Raw genomic sequence first — 15,640 nt, 5'->3', positions numbered from 1 at the left:
TCACGATGAGAATGTAGAGTTCTCAGTCGATGTTTTAAACCGCATATATGTAGCAGGTTAGCTATATTACGAAGAAGGCGCCGGGAACCTACTGGACCCGGGTAGCGGCGAAACTGAGATGTTCATAGCAACCTGTTACTTTGACGGTGAAACCGACGAAGAAGAAAAACTTGCGGCTCGGAACATGCTCTCGAGCACGGGCATTAGGCCGTGTATATACGGTTTTTCAAAATTAGAGGAGAGCATTCATGTCCGGAATAATTGCCAACGGACTGTATAAAATTTTTGGGAAAGATCCAGCTCGGGGGGTTCAAGCACTGAGAACTGGGACCACTCGTACAGAGCTGCGTGACCAAGGTTTGACAGCGGCAGTCATCGACGCAAGCTTCGAGGTGGTTCCTGGAGAAGTGTTCGTCGTCATGGGGTTATCCGGAAGTGGAAAATCAACCTTGCTGCGCATGGTCAATGGACTGCACCCCGCGACAGCCGGGGAGCTGAGCTTAGGTGGTCGTCTCATCACCGAGATGTCAGAAGCTGAGCTGCGTTCAGTGCGTAGAGACAATATCTCCATGGTATTTCAAAACTTCGCGCTATTACCGCACCGAAGTGTAGGAGAAAATGCCGCTTATGGCTTAGAAATCAAAGGTGTAGGCAAAACTGAGCGCGAAGAAAAAGCAACCAAAGCCCTACAACTGGTGGGGCTTGACGGCTGGTCGCACTATCGCCCGGATGAGCTCTCCGGGGGTATGAAACAACGCGTCGGCCTCGCTCGTGCCCTTGCTAACGACGCCGAGATCCTTCTGATGGATGAAGCGTTTTCTGCTTTGGATCCGTTGATCCGGAAAGAAATGCAAGATTACCTGCTAAATCTCCAAGCAGAGCTAGGAAAAACTGTGGTATTTATTACTCACGACCTGAATGAAGCCATGCGTGTGGGAGACCGAATCGCAGTCATGCGAGATGGTCGTATTGAACAGATTGGTACTGCCGGTGAGATTTTGCGCAAACCCGCAAATAGTTACGTAGCTCAGTTTATCCAGGATATTGACCGTGCTCGCGTGCTAGTGGCCGGAGATATTTGCACACAATCGGAATCGAAGCAATTTGTTAGCGCAGCGCTTAGCAGTGAGCTCATCGTGAACTCACGGACTCCAATCGCGCATTTATTTACGCGTTCTGCTCGCAATGATGCCCCGCTCGTGGTCAAAAACGACATCGGTGAGATCGAAGGCATTATTACTCGAGAACGTTTGCTTGCTGCTGCGGCGAACGATACTAACCTTTTCGAAGAAAGCGGACACTAATGGCATTGAGCGAAGAAATTATCCCGCGCATCCCTCTCGGCAGCTGGGGCGATAATGCGCTCATGTGGCTGCGGGAGAATGCCGCTGTGATCTTTGATGTTTTTTCTGAGATCACAAAATTTCTGGTCGAAGCTCTCGCGGATGGGTTAAGAGCAATACCAGCAATCCTGTTGTTGGCCATTTTTGCTTGCGCAGGTTGGGCACTGCGGTCATGGCGGCTAGCGCTTAGTGCTTGTATCAGCTTCTTGTTAGTGATGGGGCTACGGCAGTGGGAACAAATGCTCGACACTATGGCGATGGTGATAATCGCTACGCTGGTCGCAGTGGTCATCGCGCTCCCTGTCGGGATCTGGGCGGCAAAAAATGATCGGGTTTCGGCAACAGTGCGCCCTATCTTGGATTTTATGCAGACAATGCCGGCTTTTGTCTATCTGTTGCCTGCAGTGATGTTCTTTTCTATCGGTGTGGTTCCGGGAACCTTTTCGACGATCATCTTTGCTCTGGCTCCGGGGGTACGTATGACTGAATTGGGGATTCGCCATGTTGACCCCGAGGTCGTGGAAGCGGGACGTGCCTATGGTGCTACTGATCGACAAATTCTGCGCGGAATCGAACTTCCCATGGCGATGCCGTCGATTATGGCGGGGATAAACCAAATAATCATGCTTTCGCTGTCGATGGCGGTTATTGCTGGCATGGTGGGTGCAGATGGTCTTGGTAAAGAAGTCGTTGCAGCGATCTCGACGCTCAATCTCGGCCAAGGTTTGGAAGCAGGTCTTGCTGTGGTGATTTTGGCAGTATTCTTAGATCGGCTAACAGCGGCTTTAGGTAATCCGGGTGATTATCCATCGTCATTATTAGCACGGTGGCGGAAAGCTCGGCGACAGCGACAGAACGGAAGAGTGGAACAAGGTCTGGTCGGGAACGCAAAACCATAGTTCACCAATCTCGGTTGCTGCAGGGAACGGACACGATGAAACTGAGGCACCAAGCTAGATCCCTATACGGTGGCATGTCGGCGCAAGAGATGGCTGGTAGCGTGCTGTTATGAACTCGCGCTGCCAGTAACTACAATGAACTCCCGTGAGCATGCGCAATGAATATAGGGAAAATAACACCGAAATGTGGCAACCGTCCGTTGACGTGGCTGAGCCGGCGAAGACCGAAAAAGTCTGTCACGGGGCTGCCAAAGAGAATTGCGCAGATGCCGCTGAAAATTTAGCAGACATAAAAACAGAGCAATCGGAAACGAGCCCTCGGACGTATGAGGTTCGTACTTTTGGCTGTCAAATGAATGTGCATGATTCTGAACGCCTAGCCGGATTACTGGAAGATGCTGGATATGTTTCGGCAGCAGAATATCGTTCGGATAAGAGCACTGATTCGGAATCTAAAGACTCTGGCCCAGTCGAGCCGGATCTTATTGTTTTTAACACCTGCGCAGTGCGTGAAAACGCTGATCAACGCTTATACGGTACCCTTGGTAACCTAAAGAAAACCAAGCAAAACCACCCAGGAATGCAGATTGCTGTTGGCGGTTGCTTGGCGCAAAAAGACAAAGATGCAGTTTTAGACAATGCACCCTGGGTGGATGCTGTGTTCGGCACCCATAACATGGGGTCGCTGCCTACCTTGTTAGAGCGTGCGCGGCATAATGAACAAGCCCAGGTCGAAATTGTTGATGCTTTAGAAGATTTTCCTTCAGTCTTACCGGCAAAACGCGAATCTGCGTATTCTGGGTGGGTCTCCATTTCGGTTGGATGCAATAACACCTGTACTTTTTGCATCGTACCGTCCTTGCGCGGTAAAGAAATCGACCGTCGGCCAGGAGATATCCTCGCCGAAGTTGAGGCGCTGGTACAGCAGGGAGTGAGTGAAGTTACCCTTTTAGGACAGAATGTCAATGCTTATGGCGTCAACTTTGTTGATCCTGAACTCAAACGCGATCGTAGCGCGTTTTCCAAGCTGCTCGCAGCGTGCGCCCAGATCGAGGGGCTCGACCGTTTGCGCTTTACTAGCCCACACCCTGCAGAATTCACCAGTGATGTTATCGACGTAATGGCCGAATACCCGGTCATCTGCCCGCAGTTGCATATGCCTTTGCAATCAGGATCTGACAAGGTCCTCAAAGACATGCGCCGGTCTTATCGCAGCAAGAAATTTATGAAGATAGTCGATGAGGCGCGGGAGAAGATCCCTGGTGCTGCGATCACCACTGATATCATTGTTGGTTTTCCCGGTGAGACTGAAGAAGATTTTCAGGCCACAATGGACATAGTTCGGCGTGCTCGATTCTCGTCGGCCTTCACTTTCCAGTATTCGCCGCGTCCTGGTACACCGGCAGCAGAGATGGAAGCTCAGGTTCCTAAAGAAGTCGTGCAAGATCGCTTCGAGCGGTTGGTTGCTTTGCAAGATGAGATCATGTTGGAAGACAATCGTGCGTTGGTAGGGACTGAGGTTGAGTTACTTGTCCAAGCAAGCGGAGGACGTAAAAATGATAAAACCAACCGGTTATCTGGCCGTGCCCGCGACGGCCGTTTGGTGCACTTTTCTCCACGCGGAGACTTAGACGGTGAGATCCGTCCAGGAGATGTCGTTACAACCACGATCACTGCCGCAAAACCGTATTTCCTGATTTCTGATGGTGGAGTTAGCCAACATCGTCGGACTAAGGCCGGTGATATGTCGAGTGCAGGCAAGACCCCGAGCACCGCACCTGTTGGCGTAAGCCTGGGCTTGCCGACGGTGTCGACTCGCAGCAATTAACGCTGTCTAATAGCATCGAAGATATGACTACTTGGCCAGCACAACAACCAGCGAGATCGAATTCTCGACCGGACGCGGAAAAATCTGCGGCGGTAGAAAAACGAGCAGCGCGCACTATGACGTTGGGTAAAGCTGTCTACCCACTGGGAGGTGCAGTTTTCGCGTATGTGGGGTTTTTGATTCTGCCGTATGCCGGTAATACTCGCGGTTATGAAGTGTTGTTCGGTAGCAGTGACATAACTACTGTGATTGAACAAGTCTGGGCAGTGTTGTTAACCATAGGTATTGGGCTTGCGAGCACCGCTGTGCTGCTCACCAAATTCGCGCCCGCTGGGTTGGTCGGTTGGATGTGCGTAGCGGTTGCCTTGCCGTATTCTTTGTTCTCGTTGTGGGTGCGTCATACGGGCCCACATGGTGGTGAGAACGTGCCGCATTCCATCGGCGTGTATGTTGGCATTCTCGGCACGGTGCTTGCGTTTGGCGCGTATTGTGCGGTTGCTTTGAAAAAGAATCCGGAACAACGAGCTGCAGCGCGCATGCGTGCTGATTCGACAACGGTTGACGAGGTCACTCGGTTAAAACGCGTCTCCGGTATGACGGTTCAGCATACAGATTATGATTCCAACCCATTGTTTGTTGACGACAGGCGTCGTCGGGCAGGTTCGCGTGCTAGCGAGAACGATTAGTTGGCGTCGAGCGATTTTTCCCAGGTGGAGCTGCAACTGAATTCGGAGGCTCCCAGGGCGCGATAAATAGCGCGCATCTGGTCGGGCTGCTCAGGGATTGAACCATAAATGCGTTGCACACTTGGCCAGTGTGCACGCGCAGCAGCGATTGCGTGACGTTTGACCAACTTTGCTAGGCCCTGATTCCGATTTTCGCGTGCAGTGACCGTTAGAGTCCATTCCGCTACCGAGGGATCAGAGCCATAGTGTCGGGCAATTTCTGTGAGTGCACAGATCTTGCCTGTGTGCTTGTCGACGATTCCGACCAGCATGGTAGTACCACCGCGTGCCCGCAAGCGCTTAGCGGCTTGGGCCATCCGACTTGGGGTCCAGTGGATCGGCTCTAGTTCCAAGCCTCCGCTAGGGACATCGACCGAAGCTATGGTCAATAATTCGCGTATTTGCGAAGAATACTTTTCCGTAATTGCGAAATCTAGCCACGTGACAATTTCGTAGTTTGGTTCTCTGCTGCTTAGTTCTGTGCTGCTTGGTCCTCTGCTGTATCGGGTGGCTGTAACAGGTTTTTGTTCCTGTTTCGCGACTGGAATAAATGCTTGGACATGCCCTAAATGCTGTTGATAACCGGCGTGTGTGATCGCGAAGTAAAACGGATCGGCGCTTGGTGGGTGGTTTGCTGGATAATGCAGCGTGATCTGTGCGCGAGTGCGGCCGAACTGGATAGCGATATCTTCGGCATAAGCGAGTAAACATTTTGCTACTGCTGTCGCTTTTTTACTAGCGCGCTCACCTGGTAAAGGAAGAAGGTCCAGGTCAAGTACACACTCGATTTCGGCGATGGTGGTATCTTCCAGCAAGGGCAAAGTGAGGTGAATAAAACCTGCAAAATTAGGCTCGCCGCCGGGCCAAGCATGCCCGCGAATTCCGGATTGTTGCGGGGGCTCGGTAGAGCTAATAAGAGGGTAGGACAACTCTGAGACTTCACCCAGGGGTGCATTTTCGCAGAGCGCAAATAGATAGGTCGCCGATTCCGCCGAACCTGCTAATTGGGAGACAACTCGTTCAGGTGCTGTTGAAGCTGCAGGGTCCTGTGTGGCATCTTGAGCTGCAACGTTTGCAGCAAGCACAAAATCCCGAATCTCATCGCTGGGGACGAATTGGCTCTCAGGAAGATTCTGCGCTTGCGGCGTGAAATCTGAAGGTTCTTGCCGAGACTGGATGGGGGTGGAAAATTGCGCGAGCTGCATGAGAATCTAGCAATTCCTCTATTGTTCAGGATTCTCTAGGCTCTGTTCAGCCATTCGAGTCCATTCGCGCCATTGTTCGGCCTGGTGGCGCAAGTTTTCGGCTTTGGCCTGTTTCCCGGCCTTCTGCGCTGCATCGGCTTGCGCAGTGAAATCATCGACTTTTGCTTGAAATTGGGCAATACGGGCTTGTGCTTCGGGGTCTGTGCGCTTCCATTCCGCATCCTCTGCTTCCGCTACCCGAGCCTCTATAGCGGCGATTTTGTCTTCGTATGTACGAACCTGATTGCGCGGGACGAAGCCAATCGCGTCCCATTTCTCTTGCAAGTCTCGGAGTTTTTCTCGGGCGCTGGAAATACCTTTCGACGGATCAATTAGCTCGTCGTAGTGGGCAAGCAACGCATCTTTCTGCTCTGCATTTTTGGCAAATTCTTCGTCTTTGGCTGCTTGTTCGGCATCTCGGGCACTGAAGAAATGATCCTGGGCAGCGCGGAATCGGGTCCATAAGGCATCATCAGCACCCCGTGGCGCGCGCCCAGCGGCTTTCCATTCGCGCATGAGATCCCGGTAAGCCCCAGCCGTACGTGACCAATCTGTGGAGTTTTGTAAAGCCTCGGCTTTTTCCACCAATATTTCTTTGCTTTTTTGTGCTTGCGCGCGATGTTTATCTAGATCTGCGAAGTGTGCACCTCGTCGCCGGTGGAATGCGTCTCGAGCTCGAGAAAAACGTTTCCACAATTCGTCATCGGTGGCTCTGTCGAGGCCTTTAATGGACTTCCATTCTTCCAGAATCGCGCGCAACCGGTTACCTGCTGCTTTCCACTCTGTGGAGTTGTCTGCAATTTCTTCGGCTTCGGTTGCCAAACGGTCTTTGGCAATTCTGGCCTCGGTTGCACGGCGCTGCTGATCACGCTTGGCTTGCTCGGCGGCAGCGTCGCAGCGTTTACTAATCTCGGCGAGCCGCTCGTCCAGGGCGGGGAGATTACCGACGACTGCAGCATCGTGGAGGGTTTCGCGTTGTGATTGTGCTGAACGGGCGATTGCTGCAGCATCATGCGGATGCGCGCGTAGACGAGTTTCCAGCACCTCAGCTTGGGTGGCTAATTCGTCGAATTTAGCCCCGTAGTGTGCTAGCCCTTCGTTTTTGCTGCCAGCTTGCCAATAGCCGACTACGCGCTCACTTCCAGAAAGAACACTGGTGAGGTAGACGGTTCCATCCGTGGAGATATAGCCATGGTCCTCCGGATTAGAGGAAATCGGCGCAGATACTGGTACCGGCGTCGGTGTGGAGGCAGACATGGAGGATGAGCGTGCGGAAGCGTGTGGCCGAGGCCCCGGTTTAGGAATAGATGCGGGGGTTGGGTTAGGGGTGTGCTGCTGTGTCATCGCTAATTGTCCTCGAAGTTTCGTGAACTTAAACAAGCCGGTGCTGTCTAGGCGTTGTTTATGTGCGGTCTGGGTTGTTCTGGTCTGTTAGGGGATAGCAAGTTAGTACTTCTAATTTACCTGCCATACGCCTTCCTTCGTCGTTTCATACAATATCGTTCTTTCCCAAGGTACAACCGTTAGGCTAGATATCGTGAGCATGAATTCCATATCTTCAGCTGAGTCGACAGAAATCACCCCTGCAGAAAAGCACGCAGATGATTTACCGATATGCCGTTCGACCCTGGCATTTCCTCTGTGCATCGTGCCGACCAGTCCCGCACTTGTTGCGCAATTAGCGCCAGCAGATACCGCTAGCGGCCGTATTCGCCACCGCGTTCGCGAAATATTGAGGGTGCTTGTCGACACCACTCGCCAATCTGGCACACCTGTTACCGAGATTGTCTTAGTGGGCTCGCAAGATCCGCGTTGGCGCACCGAACATCGTGGTAATTTCCGTGCGTGGGGCGCACCGGAGATTCAGCTTGCCGACGGACACTATTTGGCGGAATTGGTCCTACGCTACCTGTGTAATGAACTGGAGCCGTTAATCACTGCTAGCTACGCCAGCCTGCAAGAATTCGCCGCTCACCAACACGAGTTAGGAACACTGGTGCTCATGGGGATAGACGGCAGTGCGGGCCTGAGCCCAAGCGCACCGTTGGCCGAACTACCGACCGCGTCGCACGCACATCAATGGTCGCAAACATTGCTCGGCGGCAACACTAGCGGGCCTGGCTTCGCTACACATCCGAATAGCGAGCAGTTATCTCGCGCAGGGGTATGGGAACCAGAGCTTTGGCTGGAAATTGCACAGCTGAAAGCTGCAGGAGGAATCACGTCTTTGCATTTGCACGATCTCGACACGACCCACGGAGTGGCACGCTATATAGCAACCGGTTTAATCGAGCCTGCAGCTGTTTTAAATAGATATTTCCAACAGGAATTTTAATAGTTTTCGCAGAGGGGTTTGCAGAGGATATGGCAAACGCAAATAGAATTCATCCCCCACGACCATTAGCAGTAGTGGGGCCCACTGGGGTGGGAAAATCAGATCTCGGACTCGCCTTGGCGCAGTATTTCGACGGGGAAGTTGTCAATGTTGATTCCATGCAACTTTATCGTGGTATGGATATCGGCACCGCTAAACTGCACCCGGTAGAGCGTCAGGGAATTCCGCACCACCAACTCGACGTGCTTGCTGTCACCGATACCGCCTCCGTTGCGGCCTTTCAGCGTGCCGCAGTCGCGGATGTTAACGATATCCTGGACCGCGGGAAAACACCGATCATCGTCGGCGGATCCATGATGTATGCCCAAGCTTTGCTGGACCAGTGGGAATTCCCTCCCACTGAACCCGCCGTGCGTGAGAAATATTATGAGTTACAGGAAGAAATAGGTACTACAGCACTCCACCGCAAATTGCGGGAGGTAGACCCAGCTGCTGCTGCGGTGATCGAAGAAAACGACCCACGCCGCATCGTCCGTGCCTTGGAGGTCATCGAACTAACAGGGAAGCCGTTCCAAGCCAGCCAACCAGATAAAACCTCCGCTTATCGTTGGAACGCCACGGTTTTTGGCTTATATGTCGATTCACAATGCTACAACGAGCGCATCGCCACGCGTACGCGCAATATGTTTCAGCAAGGACTGGTAGAAGAAGTACGAGCACTGCAAGGACAAGGATTGGTGGCTGATTCCACCGCTGGCCGTGCCATTGGATACGCGCAAGTTTTAGCAATGCTGGACGGCGCACTCACCGCAGAAGAAGCCGAAGAAAAAACACTGATTGCGACCCGACAATACGCACGAAGGCAACGCTCATGGTTTCGTCGTGATAAACGCATCGTCTGGCTCGATGCCGCAGCAGACCCGTACCGGCAAGCCATTAACTACCTGGACAATATTGGTAATTCGAGCGTGACTATCGAAAATCCTCACAGTCCGTTGTCGCCCCGGTAAACTTAAAACCTGTGAACTTCCAGATAGATTTTGCAAAAGGCCACGGAACCCACAATGATTTCGTCATCATTGACGATCCCAGCAATCAGAGAGACCTCACGGAGGAACAGGTTCGAGCATTGTGCGACCGCACCGGTGGCATAGGCGCCGATGGCATCTTACGTGTTGTTCGCACCGAGCATGTAAAACCACACGTGCCGCAAGTATCTGAATCGAATGCCACTTGGTTCATGGACTACCGCAACGCCGATGGTTCTATAGCTGAGATGTGTGGCAACGGAACTCGAGTTTTTGCTCATTGGCTCTATCGCCAGGGCTACGAGACGGTGCCACAATTCAGCATTGCTACTCGCGCCGGGGATAAAACCATCAAGGTTGCGGAAGCTGACGATTCGGGGCGGATACCGGATCGCCAGCAAGCAGTTGTCAGCGTGGAAATGGGGCGGGCTGAAATCACAGGCTTATCGACGGCTCATATTGGCCGGGAATCTTTTGCAGGAATTGCGGTCGACGTGGGAAACCCACACCTTGCGGTGGTAGTTCCAGGATGGGATTCGGAGGATATTGCTCGTCTCCAGCTGCAGACGCCGCGTATTGATCAGGATTTCTTCCCGGCAGGCGTCAATGTGGAGATCGCGACTCCACTAGTGGATGGCACAACGCATATGCGCGTTTTTGAACGTGGGGTTGGTGAAACGAAATCCTGCGGAACTGGAACTGTAGCAACAGCTTGTGCAGTCCTTGCGGATGCTGGCAAGCAAGAAGGGACGGTCACCGTCGTCGTACCGGGGGGAACTGTAACTGTCGACATCCGTGAGGATGGTGCAACGCTTACAGGCCCATCGCGCATCGTCGCCCAAGGTACCTTCCACATTGAACTGGCAGACCAGTAATAGTTTTTGCAACTACGGATTCTGGCCCTCGGGCCGGAGCATCTACCGTTAGTTGCTTCCCGTGGAGCCGGGCCCTTTGCGCTGGGCGGCACGACGCGCGGCGAACCAATGTTCCCGGAGATTGGACACTCGTTCGTCCGAAATTTTTAATAGTCTTTCAAGCTGGTTTACTCCCAAGCGGGGGTTAGCTAGATGTGCATGCATTCGGTTGCGATAGCGCTGTGCAGTGGAATACTCGTAGTGAAAACGTTCGATCTCTGGCTCATCGCTGTCGCTATTTAACAGTTCTGGGCGGTGAATGGTTCGGTCAGCCAGAGAATCCGGTTCTTGGGAGTAAGCGAACTCGTCGTATTCGGCGATCACATCGTCTAATTCGTCGAGTGAAAGCTTGATCGAGGCACGTAGTGCTTGTACCTCGTTTGAGGAGGGCCGCGAAGAAACGTAGTACCAGGCTAAGACGCCGATTACCAACACCAGGATAATTCCGGCGGCTTTCAACCACCACCACACCAGGAAGCTCGCCAACAACGCGACAATGATGATGCCGATGCGTTGGCGAGAATAACCGCCGGGGGTAGTTGAAGACATAACCTAACCTAAAAAAACTAGCGTGACATACAAAGCTGCTGCTTGATAGTCGATCGTTGGTATACCTCGGGTCCGCTTACCAGCCTATATCTACTACAGTGTTTGTGCTTGTGCCTGGGGCACTAGTGTCCGCCGCAGCCACAGCCGCCGGAACCGCAGCCGCCAGATCCACAACCGCCGCTAGGGGCAAGGATTGCAGCGGTCAACGTACCATTACCGTGCACAATCTGCCCCTTTTCTGGAACTGTTGCTAATGCATCGGTGGCGATGCAAACGTCCAGTGGGAACTGGGCATCCAATACGAGATGATGAAATTCCTGTCCGGTCAGCTGGTTGCGCAACGTGGTGGACTGGATTACTTGACCGGAAAAAGTCGTGGCGGCATCTGGGGTTTGTGCTCCAGAACCAGACTCGATAACCGCAGCACCACGAGAACTGACAGAGCCAAGCTGTCCGTCCGGGTTGCGCTGTTGCCACGTGGCGGCATCGGAAATGACTTCGACGTCGTCGGCAAGCACCGCCATGGTGACTTGCTGCCATGGCTGCGCAGGTTCATCGGCAAGCAATGGCCCCTGTGCTAGGTGTGCAGTCACGGTTGCTACGGGCGTTCCTTGCGGATCAATAATTTCGCACAGGCTGAGCACGTCGTTGATCATTTCGACGTGAGCATAACTCTGGCTTAACGAATTGAAACCAACGAAAGTAGAAAATGGCTCTACAGCCAGAATGTTGAGCTGTGCGCCGGAAGAGTCGTTGAATTGCACCAACTGGCCACCGCGGACTTCTCCGGTGACCATGAGCTGGTTGCTGGCGATGGCTGCTTCGACGGCATCCTGCCAGTTATCGAAGTGCATACCGATCGCGGATAAGTTGGTTTGTTTCGTCGCCGTCATAGCGCCCCAGTGTAGCGAATACCGGAAAAGCTGCGAAACCTCGATTTATAGCGATGTGGCTGGCATAATGGGAGACAAGATGACAAAGAATTTTTCACATAGTTTTTCTGCTGGCTCTAAAAATGTTGACGCCAAGCATAATTCCTCTAAATCCTCTAACGCTGCGCATGATGAACTCCTCGAAGCAGCATTCAAAGATAATGAAGCACAGGATTCTTTCGCAATCACTGACGCGCAAGATGCTTTGAGTGAAATTGCGGCTGGGAAATCTGAGGCCATTCGTAGTGACCAGGGCTCTGGAGACAATTCTAGAGATAGTGCGCCGACTACCGGAGATATGGATTTGGCGGAACGAAACGCGTTCCGTCGCGTGACTCGGGATACCACTATTCGCACGGAGGACACCACTGATGGCTACGAAGTCGAATATCGAAAGCTTCGTCTCGAGCAAGTAATCCTCGTTGGTGTATGGACAGAAGGAACTGTCGCCGAATTGGAGGCGACACTAGAAGAACTAGCTGCTTTGGCTGAGACCGCCGGCGCTGAGGTGCTAGAAATTTTGTACCAAAAGCGTGATTCGCCTGACTCCGGGACATTCATTGGCTCGGGTAAGGTACAACAGTTGAAGTCACTGGTTCAGGAATATGGTGCGGACACCGTTATCTGTGACGGCGAGCTTAACCCAGGCCAGCTCACGGCTTTGGAACGCGAGCTTGATACCAAGGTTATTGACCGAACGATGCTGATTTTGGACATTTTTGCCCAGCATGCGAAGTCCAAGGAAGGCAAAGCCCAAGTCTCGCTCGCACAACTTGAATATCTTTACACCCACACCCGAGGTTGGGGTGGCAGCCTGTCCCGCCAGGCTGGTGGTCGTGCCGGTTCTAATGGCGGTGTGGGCTTGCGTGGTCCGGGTGAAACTAAGATTGAGACTGACCGTCGCCGGATTCGCGCAGAAATGGCGCGATTGCGTAAATCATTAGCCGGGATGAAAACCGCCCGGGAGGTTAAGCGTGCTCGTCGGCAAGGCTCTTTGGTGCCACAAATCGCGATTGCTGGCTATACGAACGCTGGAAAGTCCTCTTTGATTAATGCGATGACTGATGCCGGCGTACTTGTCGAAGATGCATTGTTTGCGACTCTTGATCCGACGACCCGGAAAGCTCAGCTTGGCGACGGTCGCAGCGTCGTTTTCACTGACACCGTCGGTTTCGTGCGCCACCTACCGACGCAACTTGTGGAAGCGTTTAAATCGACGTTGGAAGAAGTGCTTGCGGCTGATGTGATGCTGCACGTGGTCGATGCTGCAGATCCATTCCCGTTGAAACAAATTACAGCTGTGAACAAGGTCATCAGCGATATTGTCGAAGAAACCGGCCAGCAGGCTCCTCCGGAAATTATTGTGATGAACAAGATTGATGCAGCAGATCCACTAGTGCTAGCCGAGATGCGTCACGTGCTGGAAAGAGACAACGTTGTGTATGTCTCTGCGAAAACGGGGGAAGGGATTGCTGAGCTTTCTGGCAGAGTGGAGCTATTTTTGAATTCGCTGGATACCCGGATGCTGCTGGAAATTCCATACACCCGAGGTGACCTTGTTTCTCGTGTTCACGAGTACGGTACAGTGCACAGCGAAAGCTACAATGCAGAAGGCACGGTAATTGATGTCCGTCTACCAGCGGTGATGGCGAAAGAACTTGCAGAATTCGAATCCGATTACCAAACCAGCTAAGCCGCCGACAATAATGACTAACCGTGACTACTTCGATGGGCTGGACGCTACACGGTGACGGTAAGAAGATAAACAAAGGCGCAGTTGTTGCGCCTGAGGAACGGCTCTCGTGGCCCCGGACAATAGGCATTGGCATTCAGCATGTCTTTGCGATGTTTGGGGCGACTTTGTTGGTTCCGACTCTGACAGGCTTCCCGGTCAACACCACACTGTTGTTTTCTGGTTTGGGCACGATGCTGTTCTTGCTCATTACCCGCAACCGGTTGCCGTCGTATCTTGGCTCCTCGTTCGCCTTCATCGCACCGCTGATTGCCTCACAGCAGCACGGTATTGGCGCGCAGCTGGGCGGAATTTTCGTTACCGGCATCGTGCTTATGTTGGTAGGGCTGCTGGTGAAACTTGCCGGCCGTTCAGTGATTGATGCTGTGTTACCTCCTGCGGTGACTGGTGCGATTGTGGCTTTGATCGGACTTAATCTAGCACCGACTGCGACAGAAAATTTCCAAACTCAACCACTGGTTGCTGGTATTACTCTGGGCGTGATTGTAGTCGCTACGGTGGCTGGACGCGGTATGATCAGCAGGTTGAGCATCCTCATTGGAGTGGTTGCAGGGTGGATTTTTGCCGCTATCACCGGGGAGGTTGATGCCGAGGCTGCACAAGCGATTGAAAATGCACCGTGGGTCGGAATTCCGGAATTCCATACACCGGAATTTCAGCTTTCGGTCGTGCTAACCACGCTGCCGGTGTTGGTGGTGCTGATCGCAGAAAACGTGGGCCACGTGAAGGCCGTGTCTGCGATGACGGGTCGCAATGTTGACCACCTGGCTGGAGACGCCTTACTCGCTGATGGGTTAGCTACTACTTTGGCTGGTGGTGCAGGTGGCTCAGGCACAACCACTTATGCGGAAAATATTGGGGTCATGGCTGCGACCAAGGTCTATTCGACTGCTGCATATTGGGTAGCAGCATTGGGAGCGGTTGCGCTAGCATTTATCCCGAAATTTGGGGCGTTGATCTTCAGCATCCCGGTGGGAGTGCTGGGAGGCGTCACGCTGTTACTCTACGGCTTGATTGGCATGTTGGGTGTACGCATCTGGATGGACAACAAAGTCAACTTCAATAACCCGGTGAACCTGACTGCTGCTGCGATTGCCTTGGTTGCGGGGATCGGCAATTTAACGCTCTCTGTTGGCCCAATCGAGCTAGAAGGTATCGCCTGGGGGTCAGTAGGAATCATGGTGCTGTATCCGATTATGCGTTGTCTATATGGGCGAATCGGAGAGGGGCAGGCCTAATGCAACCTAAGTGGCCATGGGACAGGGTTACGTTAACGTTGGACGACGATGACGTTCACACCTTGTTTCTTTACAGCAGTAACGAGAGAATCTGGTGCTGCAGAGTCAGTGATCAACACATCGATATCTCGGATGGTTGCGAAACTAACGAGGTAATCTCGACCAAGCTTGCTGGAATCGCAAAGCACTACGACCTTTTCAGCGTTCGTCATAAATGCGGTTTTGATAGCCGCTTCTTGGGTGTCTGCAGTGGATAATCCATGTTCCACAGTCAGGGCATCTGTACCGATGAAAGCGACGCTGGCTCTTTGTAAAGCTAAATAGCGCAAAGCGGTGGGACCGACGATGGATTGGGTCATACCGCGCACGGTTCCGCCTAGTAGTTGGACATTATCGAGACCGTAGGAAGCAAGGCTCAAGGCGCCCGGCAAACTGTTGATGATGATATTGAGGTTGGCTGCGCGTTCCGTTTGCCCTAAAAATTCCGCCAGTGAATTATTGGTGGTTCCAGCCCCGATAAAAATTGTGCCGGATTCCGGAACAAAGTCTAAGGCTGCTGTTGCGATAGCGAGCTTCGCTTCTGTGGCCGAACGATTTCGATCGGCCAATGGCACCTCTGAGGTCTGATAGCTGTGCGCTGCACGTGCGCCGCCGCGTACACGGTGAACGGCTCCAATTGCATCGAGAGCCGCAAGATCCCGACGAATTGTCTCCGAGGTTACTGCGAAGCGCTCGGCAAGAGACCCAACTTTGACCCAACCATCGACTGCCGCCAGGGAAGCAATATGACGGCGTCGTTCCTCGGCGTACATGTTTGTATAGTGTCCTTTCTGCTGAGCCGGAGTGGGCCAA

General features: G+C 52.9%; 14 protein-coding genes. 9 read left to right on the top strand and 5 right to left on the bottom strand.

Translation table 11 applies throughout. The features are described from left to right. Positions 1-248: 248 nt before the first annotated feature. The 4 genes from L9H78_RS06155 to L9H78_RS06140 all read left to right on the top strand — a co-directional run bounded on the left by L9H78_RS06155 (position 249) and on the right by L9H78_RS06140 (position 4,756). Positions 249-1,304, top strand: coding sequence for a quaternary amine ABC transporter ATP-binding protein (locus L9H78_RS06155; RefSeq protein WP_249617287.1), 1,056 nt, complete (start codon positions 249-251; stop codon positions 1,302-1,304). Further along, on the top strand, positions 1,304-2,242 hold the full coding sequence (locus L9H78_RS06150; protein ID WP_249619566.1) for an ABC transporter permease: 939 nt from the start codon (positions 1,304-1,306) through the stop codon (positions 2,240-2,242). Before L9H78_RS06155 ends, L9H78_RS06150 begins: the two co-directional genes overlap by 1 nt. Positions 2,243-2,531: 289 nt before the next feature. Continuing rightward, positions 2,532-4,070, top strand: coding sequence for a tRNA (N6-isopentenyl adenosine(37)-C2)-methylthiotransferase MiaB (miaB, locus tag L9H78_RS06145; RefSeq protein ID WP_283775234.1), 1,539 nt, complete (start codon positions 2,532-2,534; stop codon positions 4,068-4,070). A 23-nt stretch (positions 4,071-4,093) separates the two neighbouring features. Then, positions 4,094-4,756, top strand: a complete 663-nt coding sequence (locus L9H78_RS06140) for an Rv2732c family membrane protein (RefSeq protein ID WP_249619565.1) — start codon at positions 4,094-4,096, stop codon at positions 4,754-4,756. On the opposite strand, the gene L9H78_RS06135 is transcribed toward L9H78_RS06140, so the two are convergent. Next, positions 4,753-6,000: a GNAT family acetyltransferase gene (locus tag L9H78_RS06135; protein ID WP_249617284.1), complete on the bottom strand. Its 1,248-nt coding sequence runs from the start codon at positions 5,998-6,000 to the stop codon at positions 4,753-4,755. The two genes, L9H78_RS06140 and L9H78_RS06135, sit on opposite strands and share 4 nt — an antisense overlap. Before the next feature lie 18 nt (positions 6,001-6,018). Beyond that, positions 6,019-7,383 (bottom strand): DUF349 domain-containing protein, encoded by a 1,365-nt coding sequence (locus L9H78_RS06130; protein WP_430622676.1) that lies wholly within the window; start codon positions 7,381-7,383, stop codon positions 6,019-6,021. Positions 7,384-7,576: 193 nt separating this feature from the next. On the opposite strand from L9H78_RS06130, the gene L9H78_RS06125 reads away from it, so the two are divergent. From L9H78_RS06125 to dapF, 3 genes are read left to right on the top strand one after another with little or no spacing between them, the layout of a single operon-like run. Next, positions 7,577-8,374: a hypothetical protein gene (locus tag L9H78_RS06125; RefSeq protein ID WP_249619564.1), complete on the top strand. Its 798-nt coding sequence runs from the start codon at positions 7,577-7,579 to the stop codon at positions 8,372-8,374. Between the two features lie 29 nt (positions 8,375-8,403). Next, positions 8,404-9,384, top strand: a complete 981-nt coding sequence (gene miaA, locus L9H78_RS06120; protein WP_249619563.1) for a tRNA (adenosine(37)-N6)-dimethylallyltransferase MiaA — start codon at positions 8,404-8,406, stop codon at positions 9,382-9,384. 23 nt (positions 9,385-9,407) lie between these two features. After that, on the top strand, positions 9,408-10,277 hold the full coding sequence (dapF, locus tag L9H78_RS06115; RefSeq protein ID WP_249620751.1) for a diaminopimelate epimerase: 870 nt from the start codon (positions 9,408-9,410) through the stop codon (positions 10,275-10,277). Between the two features lie 48 nt (positions 10,278-10,325). Here dapF and L9H78_RS06110 read toward each other — a convergent pair whose 3' ends face one another. Continuing rightward, positions 10,326-10,865, bottom strand: coding sequence for a hypothetical protein (locus L9H78_RS06110; RefSeq protein ID WP_249617280.1), 540 nt, complete (start codon positions 10,863-10,865; stop codon positions 10,326-10,328). A 122-nt stretch (positions 10,866-10,987) separates the two neighbouring features. Continuing rightward, complete coding sequence (locus L9H78_RS06105) at positions 10,988-11,758, bottom strand: hypothetical protein (protein WP_249619562.1); 771 nt, start codon at positions 11,756-11,758, stop codon at positions 10,988-10,990. A 79-nt stretch (positions 11,759-11,837) separates the two neighbouring features. Between L9H78_RS06105 and hflX the strand changes: the two genes are divergently transcribed. After that, positions 11,838-13,490 (top strand): GTPase HflX, encoded by a 1,653-nt coding sequence (gene hflX / locus L9H78_RS06100; RefSeq protein WP_249619561.1) that lies wholly within the window; start codon positions 11,838-11,840, stop codon positions 13,488-13,490. Positions 13,491-13,525: 35 nt separating this feature from the next. Continuing rightward, the gene (locus L9H78_RS06095; RefSeq protein WP_249620750.1) at positions 13,526-14,788 is read left to right on the top strand and encodes a uracil-xanthine permease family protein; all 1,263 of its coding nucleotides are present in this window, start codon (positions 13,526-13,528) and stop codon (positions 14,786-14,788) included. A 32-nt stretch (positions 14,789-14,820) separates the two neighbouring features. On the opposite strand, the gene L9H78_RS06090 is transcribed toward L9H78_RS06095, so the two are convergent. Next, positions 14,821-15,600, bottom strand: coding sequence for a DeoR/GlpR family DNA-binding transcription regulator (locus L9H78_RS06090; RefSeq protein WP_249619560.1), 780 nt, complete (start codon positions 15,598-15,600; stop codon positions 14,821-14,823). Positions 15,601-15,640 lie beyond the last annotated feature (40 nt).

It is taken from the genome of Corynebacterium pseudodiphtheriticum (assembly GCF_023509295.1).
In the GTDB taxonomy this organism is placed as follows: domain Bacteria; phylum Actinomycetota; class Actinomycetes; order Mycobacteriales; family Mycobacteriaceae; genus Corynebacterium; species Corynebacterium pseudodiphtheriticum.
Note: the sequence above shows the minus strand (reverse complement) of the source record. Positions and strands in the feature narration are given on the sequence as shown.